Origin of the sequence: Pontibacter liquoris (assembly GCF_022758235.1) — a bacterium.
GTDB classification, from domain to species: domain Bacteria; phylum Bacteroidota; class Bacteroidia; order Cytophagales; family Hymenobacteraceae; genus Pontibacter; species Pontibacter liquoris.
Genome location: NZ_JALEBG010000002.1, coordinates 870,514 through 886,885, shown reverse-complemented (window position 1 = coordinate 886,885; position 16,372 = coordinate 870,514). Strand labels below are relative to the sequence as shown.

Here is a 16,372-nt window from a genome sequence, read left to right as displayed (position 1 = left end):
TTGATCGAAGAAGCTGTGTTACCAGCCTTCCCTTTATCCCCTTCCCTCTGAAGCGGGCTGCAAAGGTAAGAACCTTTTTTCAACTTGCAAGCACTAGAGCAAAATATTTTTCAGCGTTTTGTTTCTTCTTTTCCCGGCACCTGCCTTTCAAGTAACAACTACCTGAAAGCCTAAACCGAACCTTTAAGAAACCCTCTGCTGCTTGCTGGTCGAAAGAGCGCCTGAACGCTTTTTTCCTGACCCCCTTTCCTGCTGAACGGGATGCAAAAGTACGAACCTTTTTCCCCTTTCCAAGCAGTAGGTAAAGAAAAATCATGAACATCGCCTAAGTGGCTGAAAATGAAAGGGAATAATTTCAGGGAATGACATGGCTAGCTTTAGGAAGACCATGAGGGGGAATGTAACCTGGCTAGCTGGCCTGTTTAGAAGCAGCCATAGGCCTACGACGGCATACGCTCTTTTCATATAATAGGGAATGCCAAAATAAGGAATGTCCTTTCGACCTGCGAGTAAAAGCTGAAAGGGAGAAACAAGGCGGATTTCTCTCTTTGTTCGAAAGGACATAACAGACCTCGTAAAGCTCCTTTATACTATACTATAAGGAACCTTTAATCCAGCGGCTTTATACTTACCAGCTAAACCTTCGTTTCTTTCTCTTTATTAATAATAGCACTGTCGGCGTACTCCTGCAGATAGCTATACTTTTCTGTCAGCTTTCCGGCATGGGCTATGGTGGCGCGGGCCAGCATGCCGCCTTCGTCTTCGTTAAAGAACTGCGGAAACACATAGTCAATGATATTGCGGCCGAAATCGCGGGAAGCATTACGCGGGAGCTCGCAGGGCAGGTTGTCTACGGCCATTACCGTGATGTTCTCTTTGCGGCTGTAGGCCTGCTCCATCTCCCCAGTAGTAGGATTGAAATCGAAAGCGGGTTCTATTATAGTAGTGGCCTTTTTTGTGGTCGGGATGGAGCCGTTCACATCACAGGTAATATCGGCAATAGTATCGATCTTGAAGTCGGGCTGGCGCATGTCTTCTTCGGTAAATAGTTTGGGCGCGCTCGGGTGCCAGTAGGCGCAAGCCAGCAGCAGATCGGTTACACGGGTAAACTTGCGGAACGTGGACTGGTAGAGGTGCGGGTTGGCATAAAAATCCGGCGAGTCCCATACTTCCACATCAGGGCGGTTGTTGTAATCACCGGAGTGCAGCTGGGCATACACCGGCTCACTGAACTGCTTATAAAGGTAATCAAACACACTCACTTTCCGGATGCCCATCTTATTGAGCACTTCCATGGCACCACCCGCTACACGGCCGCCGCCCGTTATAGCAATCTTGATAGGGGGCAGCTGCACCTTAAAGTATTCCTCCTGCATATCCTCCATCTCGTGGCAGAGGTAGGCAGGCTTCAGATCGAACAGGCCCCACTTTTTGCCATAGGTCAGGATGCCGTTGTAGGCGCCTACAATACCGGCATACCGTCCGAACGCCACCACCCGCTGCCCTTCGGAGTTGGTGAGCAGCTCGTAATCTATAAGAGTGATGTGTTTGTCAAGTATGGCTCGGAGCAGCTTGGCGTTATGCGGTTGCTTCTTTATAGTATGCGAGAAGAAGAAGTAGGTCTTGCTCGGGATCAGCTGGTCGATGGGCACTTCCTTTACGCCCATCAGCACGTCGCAATCATTCAGGTCCTGCTGCAACGGGATGTTCAGCTCCGCATACTCCTGATCAGTGAAGCAACGCACCGCGCTGGGCTGCACCACTACCTGCGCGTCCGGGAAAACCTGCATAGCCTCCACACACTTTTTAGGCGTCAGCGGCACCCGTTTGTCCACCGGTACTTTGCCTTCTTTTATGATCCCGATCTTAACTTTCTTCATCTGTGCGTGTTTCTGAATTGTTCTTTCTTAATTTATGTTTGCCAGTAGGAGCACAGGATTTGTCCCTCTCACCGTTACCTTAGTACATAGGCTGGCGGCTACTCCTTTTATAGTATACCTGCTGTATGCGTTTGTCTGGAGGCACCCGCCACACGCAGAACTATTTAGCTTTCATGCTTCAATATAATAAACAATTACTATTACTTTTGTAGAAATTACTGAAAGCGAGCCCCGGGCTTGTCTTCCCAGGATCGATTAAACCCAAATTCCCAATCAATACTTCATCTATATGATACTTAAAACCAAACCTGCGGATGTTTTTAAGGAGCGTCACAACGGCCCCGACAAAGAGCAGATGCAGGACATGCTTAAAACCATTGGGGTAAACTCACTGGACCAACTGATTGAGGAGACCGTACCGGCCGCCATTAGACTGAAGAAGCCCCTGAACCTGCCCAAGGCACTTTCGGAAAGAGACTTCCTGAAGAAATTCGCGCAGATCGCCAAAAAGAATAAAGTATACAAGTCCTACATCGGCCTTGGCTACAACGATACCATCATGCCCCCGGTTATACTTCGTAACATTATGGAGAACCCGGGCTGGTATACCGCCTACACACCTTACCAGGCCGAGATCGCCCAGGGCCGACTGGAAGCCCTGATCAATTACCAAACTATGGTGATGGATCTGACCGGTATGGAAATTGCCAACGCATCGCTGCTGGACGAAGGTACGGCCGCGGCCGAGGCCATGAACATGTTCCATGCGCAGCGCAAAGGCTCCCGCAAAAATGCCAACCGCTTTTTCGTATCGGAGCAGGTGCTGCCGCAGACCATCGACGTGCTGCTTTCGCGTGCCACCCCGCTTGGCATTGAGCTGGTGATCGGCGACCACCGCGAGGCAAACCTGCAGGACGAGACCCTGTTTGGCGCGCTGGTGCAATACCCGGCTGCCGATGGTGCCGTTTACGACTATACTGATTTTATCGCAAAGGCCCACGAGCAGGACATGCTGGTAGCCGTTGCCGCTGACATACTTTCCCTGACCTTGCTGACACCTCCGGGTGAAATGGGTGCCGACGCAGCCATCGGTACCACGCAGCGTTTTGGGGTGCCCATGGGCTTTGGTGGCCCGCACGCGGGTTACTTTGCTACAAAGGATGCTTTCAAGCGCATTTTGCCAGGCCGTATCATTGGCCTTTCGGTGGATGCCGAAGGTAACAAAGCCTACCGCATGGCCCTGCAGACACGCGAGCAGCACATCCGCCGCGAAAAAGCAACGTCCAACATCTGTACAGCGCAGGTACTGCTGGCTGTTATCGCCGGTATGTATGCCGTGTACCACGGTCCGCGTCGCCTCAAGTATATTGGCCTGAATACGCACGCACTGGCGCAGCAACTGGAAAAAGGCCTGAAAGCACTGGGCTTCGAGCAGCTCAACGCGCAATACTTCGATACGCTGAAAGTGGCCGTGGAGAGCGCTGAGCTGAAAACTGCTATCCGCACAGAGGCTGAAGCAGCCGGCATCAACTTCCTGTACGCAGCTGATAACACCATCAACATCTCTCTGAATGAGAACACCGACCTGGAAGATGTGAAAGCCATACTTGCCGTGTTTGCGAAAGTAGCCGGCAGATCTGCTGATGTACTGACAATAGACGAGCTTCCGGAAGATACGGAGATCACCTGGTCTGACAGCCTGATCCGTAAGAGCGATTACCTCACGCACGAGGTATTCAACAAGCACCACTCCGAGCACGAGATCCTGCGCTACATGAAGCACCTGGAGAACAAGGATATTTCCCTGACGCACTCCATGATTCCACTGGGCTCCTGCACCATGAAGCTGAACGCGACGGCCGAGATGATCCCGGTAACATGGCCGGAAATTGGCCAGCTGCACCCCTTTGCCCCTGCCGACCAGACAGAAGGCTACAAGCAGATCTTTACGGACCTGGAGGCCTGGCTGTGCGAGATTACCCGTTTCGATGCGGTGTCATTGCAGCCCAACTCCGGTGCCCAGGGCGAGTATGCCGGCCTGATGGTGATCCGCGCTTACCACGAATCGCGCGGCGACCAGCACCGTAACATTGCCCTGATCCCTTCTTCTGCCCACGGCACCAACCCGGCTTCGGCGGTAATGGCTGGCATGAAAGTGGTGATTGTGAAGTGCGATGAGAAAGGCAACATTGATGTGGCGGACCTGCGTGCCAAAGCAGAGCAATATAAAAATGAGCTGTCCTGCCTGATGGTAACGTATCCTTCCACGCACGGCGTGTACGAGGAGTCGATCATCGAGATCTGCCAGGCCATCCACGACAACGGTGGCCGGGTGTACATGGACGGCGCCAACATGAACGCGCAGGTAGGCCTGACCTCACCGGCCCACATCGGTGCTGACGTGTGTCACCTTAATTTACACAAGACCTTCTGCATACCGCACGGTGGCGGTGGCCCTGGCATGGGCCCGATCGGCGTAGTGAAAGACCTGGCGCCGTTCCTGCCTGGTCACGCGGTGGTAGATTTGGGCCGCAAGGAAGCGATCCATGCTGTATCAGCTGCGCCCTGGGGTTCTGCCTCTATCCTGCCGATTTCATATGCGTACATTGCCATGATGGGCGGCGAAGGCCTGACAGAAGCGACGAAAGTAGCGATCCTGAATGCCAACTACATCAAAGCACGCCTGGAGCAGCATTACCCGGTACTGTACGTGGGTACTAACGGCCGCTGTGCGCACGAGATGATCCTGGATTGCCGTGAGTTCAAGAAGTATGGCGTGGAGGTAGAAGATATCGCCAAGCGCCTGATGGACTACGGTTTCCATGCGCCAACCGTATCGTTTCCGGTAGCGGGCACGCTGATGGTGGAGCCAACCGAATCCGAAGCACAGGAAGAACTGGACCGCTTCTGCGACGTGATGATCTCGATCCGCGAGGAGATCCGCGAGATCGAATCCGGCAAAGCAGACCAGAAAAACAATGTGCTCAAGAACGCGCCGCACACCCAGAAAGTGGTGCTGGTAGAAAACTGGGAACGCCCTTACTCCCGTGAGAAGGCTGTATTCCCGATGGCCTACCTGCGCGACAACAAAGTATGGCCAACGGTTAGCCGCATCGACAGCGCCTACGGCGACCGTAACCTGGTGTGCTCCTGCGCTCCGATCGAAGCTTACAACGAGCAAAACCAGGAAATGACCGCCATCGGCTAAGTCATACTTCCTATACTTATAAAACGCCTGGTTCAGCAATGAGCCAGGCGTTTTTGTTTTTGCTGCCTCCCCGTTTAGTTGCCGGCAGTTTATACTTTAGCGTTACACTATAAAATCGCAGGGCAAATCCGTTACAAGTACTATCAGGCGCACGCCTACAGTGTATGGGTAAACCAAAACGCCGCCGCTACTAAATACCACACACCCGAAAGCAAGCTCAGTACAGCTACCTACATCATACTCAGGCACTAACCGCATGCGCAGGCTACCAGTGCAAAGAAACGAACGTTGCATTCTGGTAATTTGTACTTGCCCGGGCACTCGGGCATACTCCAATTTACTCTTTCTAAAAAATAATTTAAAAATTTTGAAACTTTTTTCACATAGCCTTTATCCTATACTTTACTTTTTAAATTCATTTAAAACAAGAGAAGTATAGATTATGTCCTATTATGCTTGAGCAACGTAGCGTAAACACAAGAATTATTTTAAATATACCAACTTGTATATATAAAATAACCTATATCTTTGCGTCCACCAAACAAAAGGATTGGTCTAATCTCATAAGGAATATGAAAAAATTATTAGTGTTTGCTGTAACGGTAACCGGATTTGCTTTTTCAACTACCACTGCAACTGCACAGGTTGCTTCCTTCAACAGCATCGCGCTACATTTATCAAACCAGGATGTTGCTACTGCAGCATATGCCGAACAACTGGCCTTAGGTGAAACCAACAATGCTAAAGCTACCCTGGCCCAGCCAGTTTATGCGAGCAGCGCAAAAAAGGCCGTAACGATCTTAAACGAGGTGGCTTACACCAAAAGCATGTCAGAAGAACTTAGCGCCTGGGTGAACAAGGAGCTGGTGAACGAGGCAAATAAAAGCCGCCGCAAAAAATAAGCTCCCGCGCTGCCTTTACCCTTTGCCGGGTATTATACCGTATAGGAGGCTAAACGGTATAACCACAACAGCGCACTATGGCCTCCTTTCCTTTCCGCATACCCGCTTTCCTTACGTTACTGTTGCCGCTGCTGCTTTTTGGCAGTTGCACCCGTCTGCCTGATGTGCAGAGCAACTACGACCGTTCCATCCAGTTTCAGCATTACCAGACCTTTGCCTGGTACCAGGCCGAAGTGCCGTCACCGCTTGGTGGCCGCGGCCCAGGCTTCAGTCCGCTAGTAAACGAGCGCGTGAAAGAAGCCATCGCCAGCGAGCTGGTAAAAGAAGGCATTACGCCTGCCCTGGAAAACCCCGGCCTTTTAGTTGCCTATGATATTGCTGTGGATCCTAAACTAGCGCCAGCTGCTATCGGCGATGAGGTGGGTCCCGGTTTTGGCTATGGCTATAGCTATTGGTACGGCTACCGCTACCGCTACAACTTTTCTGCTTTTACAAACGCCAGCCCTATCAGCAAGTATAGCCCGGGCACCCTGGTAATCGACCTGATCGATGCGAACACCAACGAACTGGTGTGGCGCGGCTGGGCATCGGTCAACTTAAATCCCACTCAGCTAGAAGAAACCAAAATAAACCAGGTAGTAGCCAACATCATGGCACAGTTCCCGCCTGTTTCGGACCTGAGCCGTTAGCTCTAATTATACTTAGAGTTTATACTTCAACGAGAGGCCGCCATACCAGGTGCGGTCGGGTGCGGGTTGATAAAAACGGCCGCCGAAGGCATTCAGGTCGTTGCCCAGGCTATACTGCTGGTCTGTCAGGTTATCGCCGCCCACAAACATTTCCAGTGCCAGCTGCTTGGCAAGTTGCTTTCGCCAGCCGGCGCGGGCACCTACCACCACATAGCTGGCGGCAAAGACGGTGTTCTCATCGTTCAGCGGAATCTCATCTACATAATTGCCGGTTACGTTCAGGTATAGCCCGTTCTTGGCAGCAGCATCCAGCGCCAGGGTAGCCGTGTTCGGCGCCACGCCCGTCAGCTGGTTTCCGGATAGATCGGTGGCGTCTTTCTGATAATCCTGGAAACGGAAGTGGCTGTAGGTATAGCTGCCCCATACTTTGAGCAGGCTGAGCGGCAGTGCCGGATCGTTTACCAAAGCATAACTGATGCTGGTCTCCAGGCCGGCTTGCCGGGTAGAGCCCACGTTCCGGAAAATGGCCACGCCGGACAGGTCCTGCCGGCTCACAATGGTTTCCTTCAACCGGAAATAAAAACCCACCACATCAAAGTTCAGTTTGCCATGGCCGGCAAAGCCCCGGATGCCGGCTTCATAGTTTGTTCCTTTCTCGGCCTCCAGACCCGTGTTAAAACTGCCGTCGGACGGGAGAATTTCTTCTTCGGTCGGCGGTGAGAACCCGGAACTGATGCTGGCATGCACCGAAACCTGGTTGGTAAGTGGCTTGAGCAGGGCCAGGCGCGGCGAGAGCACCGCGTTAAAATTACGGGTATACTGGTAACCGTTGCCGGTAAGTGCCTGTCGCAGGCGCGTGATCTGATACTGGGCATCGTTCAGGCTGAGGGCCGCGGTGGCAATGATGCCGGCCGGGAGCTCAACCTCGGCTTGTGCAAATAAAAAGCCCGCTTTGGAGACCACCTCATCGTCGGTGCGAAGGCTGTCGGGCGTGCCGCCTTTGTTGTCGTAAGTCCGGGCCGTCTGGAAACCTCGCTGAAACTCACCTCCGAAAGTATAGGTAACAGGCAGGCTGCCCACACGGCTGTTGTGTACAAAGCTGGTGCGCCCGCCCATTTCCTGATCGGTATTGCGCTCATAATCGGTGTTGAAGGGATTGTCTTTAAAGCGGTGCAAGCCATAGATGGCCGTAGTGTTGCGCCAGTTGCTGTTAAACGTATAGGTCTGCTTCAGCCCGATGTTAAGGCCATCCTGGGTGATAGACGCGTTCTGCGCCACGCTGCCAAACATACCGCTCCGGGCCTGGCGTGGGTTCTGCGCATACTGCTCCCGGGTCAGCCCGCCGGGCAATTCGTAGTACAGGTCGGAGTAAATGATATTGGCGGCAATGGTGCGCTTAGCAGAAGTATAAAACTCCGATGAGAGCAGCAGCACCTTACGGTCCACGGCCGACTGCTCGCGGTAGCCGTCGTACTGCTGCCGCGTGTACTGCACCAGCAGGTTGCCTTTTTCGGAACCGGCACTATAAGATGCCCCGTAATGGCGGTAGCCGTACGAGCCGGTCGTGGCATTTACCTCTAACTGCTGGCCCTGGTTCAGCCGCATCGGTTCCAGTAGAATAGTGCCGCCGGTGCCGGCCCCATAAATACTGGCGGTGGGCCCTTTCAGTATCTCGATGTGGCCGATGTTGGCGGGGTCCAGCAGGTTGAGCGCCGTGGTGCCGTTTGCCTCTGTAAGCGGGATGCCATTAAAATATAGCTTGATATTGCGGATGCCGTAAGGCGAGCGGAGCGTGCTGCCCCTAATGGAAAGGCGGTAGCTGGCCGGCGCGCGCTCGTCCATGCGTACGCCCGGCACAGTGTTCACGGCCCGTACCAGAGAACTTTCATCAAAGCGGTTGAGCACCTCGCTATCGATCACGCTGATGGCGCCGGCTGTTTGCAGCAGGGGCCGGTTGGTTTCGTAGCCCTGCACCTGCACTTCCTGCAGCACCGCTACGGTGGGTTGCAGCAACGTTTGCCGCACGCCGGGTTGCTGCAGGTCGGTGAGCGTATCGGGGGCAAAGCCCAGGTAGGTGATCAGCAGGAAAGCGGTTGTGTCGGGCACCGTGAGGTGGTAGCTTCCGTCGGCGGCGGTGAGTGCCTGCGGGCCTGTGTTGGCGGTTACGGCAGCACCTTCCAGTGGACGCAGGCTGCGGGCATCCCGCACCCGACCCTGCACCGTGATCTGCGCCAGCAACAACTGCGGTATTCCCAGCAATATAAAAAGTAAAGTATAAGATGCGTTTGTTCTCATAAGTAGCAGGCGACGATTTCTGAACGTGCCACCAGCCTCAAGGTTTAGCTATATTTTTCCTTCCGCATAGCCCAGGCAGCCTGGTAAAGATACAGTTGTTCTTCTTTCTTCTACTTATATTTTGCTGTCGCCGGACCTGCTTACCACAAGCTAATCTCAAAACATTAAAAAGTTATAAAGCTGAAGATGGGAAAGCATTATTGCCCCATCTTCAGCTTTCAGTAAAACCAGATTTCTCCCCACTTCTTTCTGTTTACTTTTTACTTAGATCCTTTACCCGGATGTTCCGGAACCATACCGTGGAGCCATGTCCCAGGAATCCAAGGTATCCTTCATCACGCTTCAGCCCCGGGTGATCCTTTCCGTCCAAGGTGCCGTTCTTACGAGCATCGGAAATGTCGCCGTCCAGAATGGTGGTGCCGTTCAGTATCACCTTTATCTTCGGGCCTTTCACAATCACTTCCTCGTAGTTCCACTCCCCAACAGGCTTCAGATAGCCGCGCTTAGCCGGCATAACGCCGTACACAGAGCCATGATACTGGTACTCGTGCAGGGTCTTGTAAATATCAGCGTCATTATCTAAAATCTGCACTTCCATCCCCTCGTAGGCAGCATCGCCTTCTAAAGGAGTGCGTATGCCCAAGCCGTTGTTGGCGCCAGGTGTTAGTTTGAACTCGAAGCGGAATACAAAGTCTCCGTACTCCTCTTTGGTATACAGATTGCCGCCGTTGCCAAATTTTGGCTCATGCACTACCAGTTCACCATCTTCAATCACATAATCGGTGGTGTTACCCTGCCATTGGTGCATGTTGGTGCCATCAAACAACACCCTAAAGCCTTCTTTCTTTTCGGCGGCGCTTAACTCAAACGGCTCCGGACGGGGAAGTTCGCGGATGTAGATGTCACGGTAACCTACGCGGGAGCCATGCGCCTGCAGTTCTATCTGCTCCTCCGGAAATATGGGCATGCCCTTGTCCCAGTAATTTTCCAGGATGACATTGTCCGTTACGAGCTCCCCGTTAAGGTACACTGTCACGCGATCCCCTTTCATGATAATATGGAAGTTGTTCCACTCACCCAGCGGGTTATCAGCTACTTTGAGCGGTTTACTTGGATTAACCTGGTTGTTGTACAGCCCGCCGGAGCCTACTTGTGCCCCATCCTTTACCCGGGAAGTATCCCACATCTGAACCTGGGGCGTGCCCCGCAGGTAAATGCCGGCATCGCCGTTTTTGTTGCCGTCGTCATATATTTTCCAATCCACGAACATCTCAACGTCGCCATATTTCTTTGCTGTCGTGAGGTTATCGAACCCGTGCCCTACAAATGTAATCTCGCTATTTTCTACTTTCCAGTCTTTGCGCATTTGCTCATCCGCAGCTTTCTGCTTCTGAGCCAGGGTTCCCTTATCCATTTTGGCCCGCTCAATCGGGTCAGCCACCAAGCCTTTCCAGCCGGTCAGGTCTTTGCCGTTAAACAGCGCCACGAAACCTTCGCCCTGTGGCATTTCTGCCAAAAACTTCTGTATCGCTTTGATCTGGTACTCGCTGTCAGGCCCCTCAAGCACCTGAGCGGTTTTATTGAGCAAATCCCGTACGATATTACCTGTATAGTTTTCGTCAGACAGCGCGATGTTCATCACGGCATGGGCAGCCTCCTGTTGCAGTTTAGGATCATCGAGGTACCTGCCGGCGAATACCAGGGCAGGGAAAGTATGTAATCCCGCTACTTCTTTCAGGATCAGTTGCTGCTGTTCAGGTGTTTTGGCTAATGCCATGGCATCCCGCAGTTTCAGCAGCTTTTGTTCGGCAGGAGACTTAGAAAGACTGATTATGCGGATATATCCTTTCAGCGCTGCATCCAGGTAGGCTTCATTGGAAGTTGCCTGGCTGATGCGGTACAGCTCGCCGGCCGCACTCACATCAGACCACACAGCCAAGGCAGCAACTGCGGCCTGCTTTGTGGCGGCATCGCCGGCATTAAAGGCTGCTGCAACAGCATCCAGGGCTTTTTCACCGCCAATATTGGCTAGTATGTTAAAGTATAGGGGCTTCTTCTCAGCCGGAGCCTGCGCCATTTGCTCCAGTATCAGGTTTGCCTGCTGTGCCTTGTCATCATAACCGCGAACGGCTGCAACAATGGCCTCCTGCACTGCGCTTACTTCTTCAGGCCGCGCTGTTTCCTGCAGCAAAGAAAAGAGCCGCGGCAGGTTCTCTTTTGTTGCCATTTGCTCCAGCGCAGTTAAAGCGGCCATACGCACAGCAGCATTTTCGTCTTTTACATAGGAGAACACCTCATTTATTTTTTCGCTGGCAGCGCGGTTGCCTAAAACCGCGAGTGCGGCTGCCTGGGCCTCGGCAGGCATTTTAGGCAAAGCATCGGCTACTGCATCAGTCAGATTTTTTGCTTCCATGATAAACAGGGCCTCTTTCACAGCGTCAATTTCTTCCTTATTGCCTTTCTTCATGGCCTTGAGTAGTTTTGGCAGCGCCTCCTCATTGCCCATGCTGCCTGTAGCGCCTATGGCGGCCAGTTTCACCTGATCGTGCCTACTTCTGAGTGCCTTCAGCACGGCAGGCATGGCAGCTTTAGCATCGTTTCTGCCCAACATAGTGATGATTTCAGCTTCTACTTTGGGATCCGCTCTCTTTGCTTTCTTCACCCACATAGCGGTGGTGGCAGGCGTGATGTAGTCGGCGGCGAATTTGAGCGCGGCAGCACGGTATTCCGGGTTTTTGTCCGCTGCTGCATTTACCAACAACGCTACGCTCTTTTCGCCTTGTATATCTGTCATCAGTTCCAGTGCGGCTGTGCGGGTGTGCACCTGCAGCTCCTGTCTGGTGCTATTCAGCAGTGATTGCGCTATTTTTGCTGCCTGCTGCTGTCTTCCGCTTTCGGCCAGGCGCTGTGCATAAAGCAAATAAGCGGAGGTGGCGTTGTCATTACCAAAAGTATAATTACCCTGTTGCGCTGCCTGCGCCAGCACAGCTTCAGAGGCAGGATCGGCAATGTTGGCCAGGGCATAGAGTGCCAGCTTTCTGAGCTTGCTATCCGGGTTGGTCGCTAAAGGCGTAAGAACAGCCACAGCTTTCGCATATTGCGCATCACCTACTGCCTCGACAAGCGACAGGCGACACTCACCCTGCGCATTTTGTAAAGCTTGCAGCAGCGCCTCGCTGGCACCGGAAGTATGAATATTAATTAAAGCTTTGGCAGCCGGGGCACACAGGCGCTCATCGCCTAAGTAACCTTTCAAACAAGGAACCGCATCATCTTTGCCTATCATCTGGAGCTGCCTGATAAAAAAGGCTTTGTTCTCCTCCTGATCAGCTTTTTGCAGCGCCTGACAGTATGCATCTACGCTCATCTGCCTCCATTCTTCTCTGCCGGGCTGTGACACATAATAAGAGAAGCCGCCCATCGCATATTCTAACCTGGTATTATCTCCCTTGCCGGGAGGAGCCAGCATTGAGGCCATTTCTATAAGTCCTTCTTTTCCGGTACCGGCAATTTCGCTCATGTTTGCGGTAAGCTGCAGGCTATCTTTTGCCGGCATTTGCGCCAGCAGGTCGGCAATTTTAGTCGTGAGGGTGCGCTGATCGTTTTCCCGCTGCGCCATCGTTACAGAATTCACCGAGGCGACAGCAAGCAGCATTAGTATTATTCTTTTCATATACATCGGGTTAGGGCAGTTAACCAGTTTAAGAATATTTTTGAAGATGCCTGGTAGTTGCAGGCTATAGTACCATTGTCCAGTCAGAGCGCATGGGCTCGTTGATGAGGCGGTTGGCGCCTTCATCCTGTACAAATTCCTGCTTCACGGGGTCAAACTTCAGCGAGCGGCCTAAATGCAGCGCAGCCTTCCCCATGTTGACAAGTGTGCAGGATCTGTGTCCGTTTTCTTCGTTAAGAGCAAACTTTTTGCGTTCCTTTACTGCCTCAATGAAGTCTGTCACTTGTGGCTTCGGATCAGGGAAGGCCGCCAGCTTCTTCTGCAAATCCGGAATATCGGAGCGAAAGCCGGGGTACAGTTTTCCTTTTGGCCCTTCTATATAAGGTATGTTTTCTTCTTTGCCCTCGCCATCCAGCACTATCTGGCATCCGTCGGCATACGTATAGGTTATGCGGCGCCATGTTCCTACGGCATCCGGGTGCTGCTGCGGCGCATCTATCTCCACAGAAACAGGGCTCGTATTGTCTTTCCCCAGGAAGTACTGAATAGGATCTAGGTAATGCTGTCCCATATCGCCGAGGCCGCCGCCATCGTAATCCCAATAGCCACGGAATGTCTGATGTACGCGGTGCAGGTTATAAGGCCGGTAAGGCGCAGGGCCCAGCCACATGTTATAATCCAGTTCCTGCGGTACGGGCATAGGGTCGAGGTTGGTCTTGCCTACCCAGTAAAACTTCCAGTCGAAGCCGGTACCACGGCCCACCGTTACTTTCAGCGGCCAGCCCAGCAGGCCGCTGTCTACCAGCTTTTTGATAGGCTTAACAGGTGTGCCCATCCCATAAAAAATATCCTCGAAGCGAAACCAGGTGTTCAGGCGGAAAATGCGCCCGTGTTGCTGCACAGCCTCCACTACACGTTTGCCCTCGCCGATGGTGCGGGTCATAGGCTTTTCGCACCAGATGTCTTTACCGGCCCTGGCTGCATCTGCCGCTATAATGCCGTGCCAGTGCGGCGGCGTGGCAATGTGCACAATGTCTACTTCCGGCAGCTGTATTACTTCCCGGTAATCGGTAAAAGTTTTCACGCCATTTCCTACTATGTCCGCAGCCCGCTTTAGGTGGTTGCGGTCCACGTCACAGACGGCGACCACGCGGGTATCGCCATAAGGAATATGGTTGCGCCCCATAGACCCTACCCCGATGATAGCCTTGGTGAGCTGATCGCTTGGCGCAACGAAGCCCCTGCCGCCCAGCACAAAGCGCGGAACAATAATGAAGGAAGCAACTGTAGCCGCAGATTTCTTTAAAAAGTCTCGTCTTGAATTAGTGGTAGCATCTGAACTCATATAGTATAAAGGTTATCTATGTTAAGTAATGATATACTAAAAGCTATTGTATTCGCTTAACCAATCCTCACAGGAAAGAACGCCTCCTGAGTATTGAGATCAACTCATCATGGGCAGCCATAAACCTTGGTACTTTGTAAAGGCTTGCCAGGCACTATATCACTAATATACTTATAATCAATAAACTATATTCATAGATACCGGTATTTTTAAGACACAAAGGTTTTTTGGCGTCTAAATCAGGCTTTTTAGCTGCTGAGATGTATGCAGCTATTCTATATGGCAGGTGTGGACTTTAAGATGCGCTTATTAAATTTTGCTGACATGCATAAAAAAGGCTACACAGAAACTGCGTAGCCTTTCCAAACTATGAAAGCTAATGAAAATCTTTTATCAATTTTTCTTGATCTTGAATTCGGTGCGGCGGTTCAGCTGGTGTTCCGCCTCGGAGCATTCCACGCCATCGGCACAACGGTTTACCAACCGGGTTTTGCCGTAGCCTCTGGCTGTGAGCCTGCTCTTGGCAATGCCTTTGGATACGATGTAATCCACGGCGGCCTGCGCGCGGCGCTCTGAAAGTACCTGGTTGTACTGCTTGCTTTCGCGGCTGTCGGTATGGGCACTCATCTCAATGGCTATTCTAGGGTTGTTTTTCAGTAGCGACACCACTTTATCCAGCTCTCTGGCCGCATCCGGGCGGATATCCCACTTGTCGAGGTCGTAGTAAATGTTTTCCAGCACCACGGCGCGCTCAATCTCATTTTTATCGAAGAGCAGGGCCACCTGCACGGTGTCGCCGGCTGTTTCAGGCACCTGCGCCAGCACTTCCTGGTTCAGGAACCCGTCTTTAGAGCCCAGGAAAGTATAAGTATCGCCTTTGCGGCCATCCATAAAGTAGGTACCCTCCTCATCCGACATAACCACGGCCGAGTCGGTTAAGTTCTGCTGTGTTACTTTTATTCTAACCAGCGGCAGCGGCACCTGTATGTTCTTTTTCTTCTCGTCCTGCTTGCGCTCCAGCGTGGTGATAGCCAGCACGACCGGTTTCTTCAGGATCGTGAACTTGAAAATGTCATCGGTACCATTCTGTGAGTCGCGGTTAGACGACAGCAGGCCAGTTTCGCCGGGTTTGGTAAACATGATGCCGTAGTCGTTTGCGGCCGTATTAACCGGGTAGCCTAGGTTGCGCACGCCTCTCCAGGCGCCCTGCGTCCCTTCGGCAGAGAAGATGTCGAGGCCGCCCATTCCGGCATGTCCGTCGGAGGCAAAGTATAATTTGTTGTCGGCATCTACATACGGGAAGCTCTCGCGGCCCGCCGTGTTGATGGCAGGGCCTGCGTTTACGGGAGTGCCCCAGCTGCCATCAGCCTGGCGCGTGGAGAAATAAATGTCAGTATCGCCCAGACCGCCCGGCATATCCGAAACAAAGTATAGCGTGTTGCCATCCGGTGTTATGGCCGGGTGGCCTACCGAATAATTCGTCACGTTGTTGTAGCTGAAGGGCTGGATGTTACCCCAGTTGCCGCTCTGTTTTTCGGCCGAGAATATCTCCAACCGGTTCACATACTCGTTCACTTCCGGTTTGTTCACCCAACTCGTAGGGTCGGCATTTACGTTTCCGCGCTTCAGCACCAGGTGCGTGCGGGTAAAGTATAGTTTGTTGCCTTCCTCGGCGGCAGACGCCGTGGCGTTATGGTAATCGGCGTTCACCACGTCCTGCATAGCTGTCGGGCTGCTCCAGTTGCCTTCCGCATCCTGCTGGGCTGAAAAGAGCTGCAGGTAGGGGCGGCCGGTCCAGCCATATACTTTTGCTTTTTTGTCGGCCTTGGCTACGCCCCGGTCAGAGGTAAAGATCACCCCATTGCTACCGTAAGGAGCAGGGCTGAACTCCGAATAACCGGCCATGTTGATAGGCTGGAAAGGCGTTACTTCCGCTACGGGCGGCATGTTCATCCAGGTCTGGGCTACATCGCAGGCTTTTGCCAGCGCCTGGGCCTCGTCGGCTTTTTCGGGCAGTTCCTCGCCCCATTTTATAAACTGTGCCTTGGCCTCTTCATACTTGCCGTTACTGCGCAGGGCATCGGCATAAAAGTATACATCGGCGGGCGTATGGGCCGGCATGGCCACTACCTGGGCATACCAGTTCTCGGCTTCCTGCATCTGGCGGGTCAGGCGGTAGGCTTCGGCAATGCGCTCGGCAGTCTGCAGATCAGGCTGGCGTTTTTTTACGGCTTTGGTATAGTTCTGCAGCGCCAGGGCAAACTCCAGGTTCTCGAACCGTTTATTGGCTTTGCGCAGGTCCGACTGGGCCTTTGCCAGCGGGGAAAAGCCCAGCACGGCGGCTATCGCCAGGTATAAGGGTGCGTGTGTATATCTCATG

The 16,372-nt window shown here is 52.7% G+C and carries 8 protein-coding genes; 3 read left to right on the top strand and 5 right to left on the bottom strand.

All coding sequences use genetic code 11. The features are described from left to right. Positions 1–635 precede the first annotated feature (635 nt). Positions 636–1,880 (bottom strand): NAD(P)-dependent oxidoreductase, encoded by a 1,245-nt coding sequence (locus LWL52_RS17090; protein ID WP_242922205.1) that lies wholly within the window; start codon positions 1,878–1,880, stop codon positions 636–638. Between the two features lie 289 nt (positions 1,881–2,169). Between LWL52_RS17090 and gcvP the strand changes: the two genes are divergently transcribed. The 3 genes from gcvP (at position 2,170) to LWL52_RS17075 (ending at position 6,679) form a co-directional block, all read left to right on the top strand. After that, complete coding sequence (gene gcvP / locus LWL52_RS17085; RefSeq protein ID WP_242922203.1) at positions 2,170–5,088, top strand: aminomethyl-transferring glycine dehydrogenase; 2,919 nt, start codon at positions 2,170–2,172, stop codon at positions 5,086–5,088. A 452-nt stretch (positions 5,089–5,540) separates the two neighbouring features. After that, complete coding sequence (locus LWL52_RS17080) at positions 5,541–5,990, top strand: hypothetical protein (protein WP_242922201.1); 450 nt, start codon at positions 5,541–5,543, stop codon at positions 5,988–5,990. Between the two features lie 77 nt (positions 5,991–6,067). Continuing rightward, positions 6,068–6,679 carry a DUF4136 domain-containing protein gene (locus tag LWL52_RS17075; RefSeq protein WP_242922199.1) on the top strand — a complete coding sequence of 204 codons (612 nt, stop codon included), beginning with the start codon at positions 6,068–6,070 and terminating at the stop codon, positions 6,677–6,679. Between the two features lie 12 nt (positions 6,680–6,691). Here the strand turns inward: LWL52_RS17075 and LWL52_RS17070 are convergent, their stop codons facing one another. The 4 genes from LWL52_RS17070 to LWL52_RS17055 form a co-directional block, all read right to left on the bottom strand. Beyond that, positions 6,692–8,974, bottom strand: coding sequence for a TonB-dependent receptor (locus LWL52_RS17070; protein ID WP_242922197.1), 2,283 nt, complete (start codon positions 8,972–8,974; stop codon positions 6,692–6,694). A gap of 253 nt (positions 8,975–9,227) precedes the next feature. Further along, positions 9,228–12,647: a DUF1080 domain-containing protein gene (locus LWL52_RS17065; protein WP_242922194.1), complete on the bottom strand. Its 3,420-nt coding sequence runs from the start codon at positions 12,645–12,647 to the stop codon at positions 9,228–9,230. A 64-nt stretch (positions 12,648–12,711) separates the two neighbouring features. After that, the gene (locus LWL52_RS17060) at positions 12,712–13,992 is read right to left on the bottom strand and encodes a Gfo/Idh/MocA family oxidoreductase (RefSeq protein WP_242922192.1); all 1,281 of its coding nucleotides are present in this window, start codon (positions 13,990–13,992) and stop codon (positions 12,712–12,714) included. Between the two features lie 393 nt (positions 13,993–14,385). Further along, complete coding sequence (locus tag LWL52_RS17055; RefSeq protein ID WP_242922190.1) at positions 14,386–16,371, bottom strand: OmpA family protein; 1,986 nt, start codon at positions 16,369–16,371, stop codon at positions 14,386–14,388. Position 16,372: the final 1 nt, after the last annotated feature.

Excerpts from the sequence above, each read along its gene's own strand:
- LWL52_RS17090 (WP_242922205.1), bottom strand. The coding sequence starts at position 1,880 with ATGAAGAAAGTTAAGATCGGGATCATAAAAGAAGGCAAAGTACCGGTG.
- gcvP (WP_242922203.1), top strand. The coding sequence starts at position 2,170 with ATGATACTTAAAACCAAACCTGCGGATGTTTTTAAGGAGCGTCACAAC.
- LWL52_RS17080 (WP_242922201.1), top strand. The coding sequence starts at position 5,541 with ATGCTTGAGCAACGTAGCGTAAACACAAGAATTATTTTAAATATACCA.
- LWL52_RS17075 (WP_242922199.1), top strand. The coding sequence starts at position 6,068 with ATGGCCTCCTTTCCTTTCCGCATACCCGCTTTCCTTACGTTACTGTTG.
- LWL52_RS17070 (WP_242922197.1), bottom strand. The coding sequence starts at position 8,974 with ATGAGAACAAACGCATCTTATACTTTACTTTTTATATTGCTGGGAATA.
- LWL52_RS17065 (WP_242922194.1), bottom strand. The coding sequence starts at position 12,647 with ATGAAAAGAATAATACTAATGCTGCTTGCTGTCGCCTCGGTGAATTCT.
- LWL52_RS17060 (WP_242922192.1), bottom strand. The coding sequence starts at position 13,992 with ATGAGTTCAGATGCTACCACTAATTCAAGACGAGACTTTTTAAAGAAA.
- LWL52_RS17055 (WP_242922190.1), bottom strand. The coding sequence starts at position 16,371 with ATGAGATATACACACGCACCCTTATACCTGGCGATAGCCGCCGTGCTG.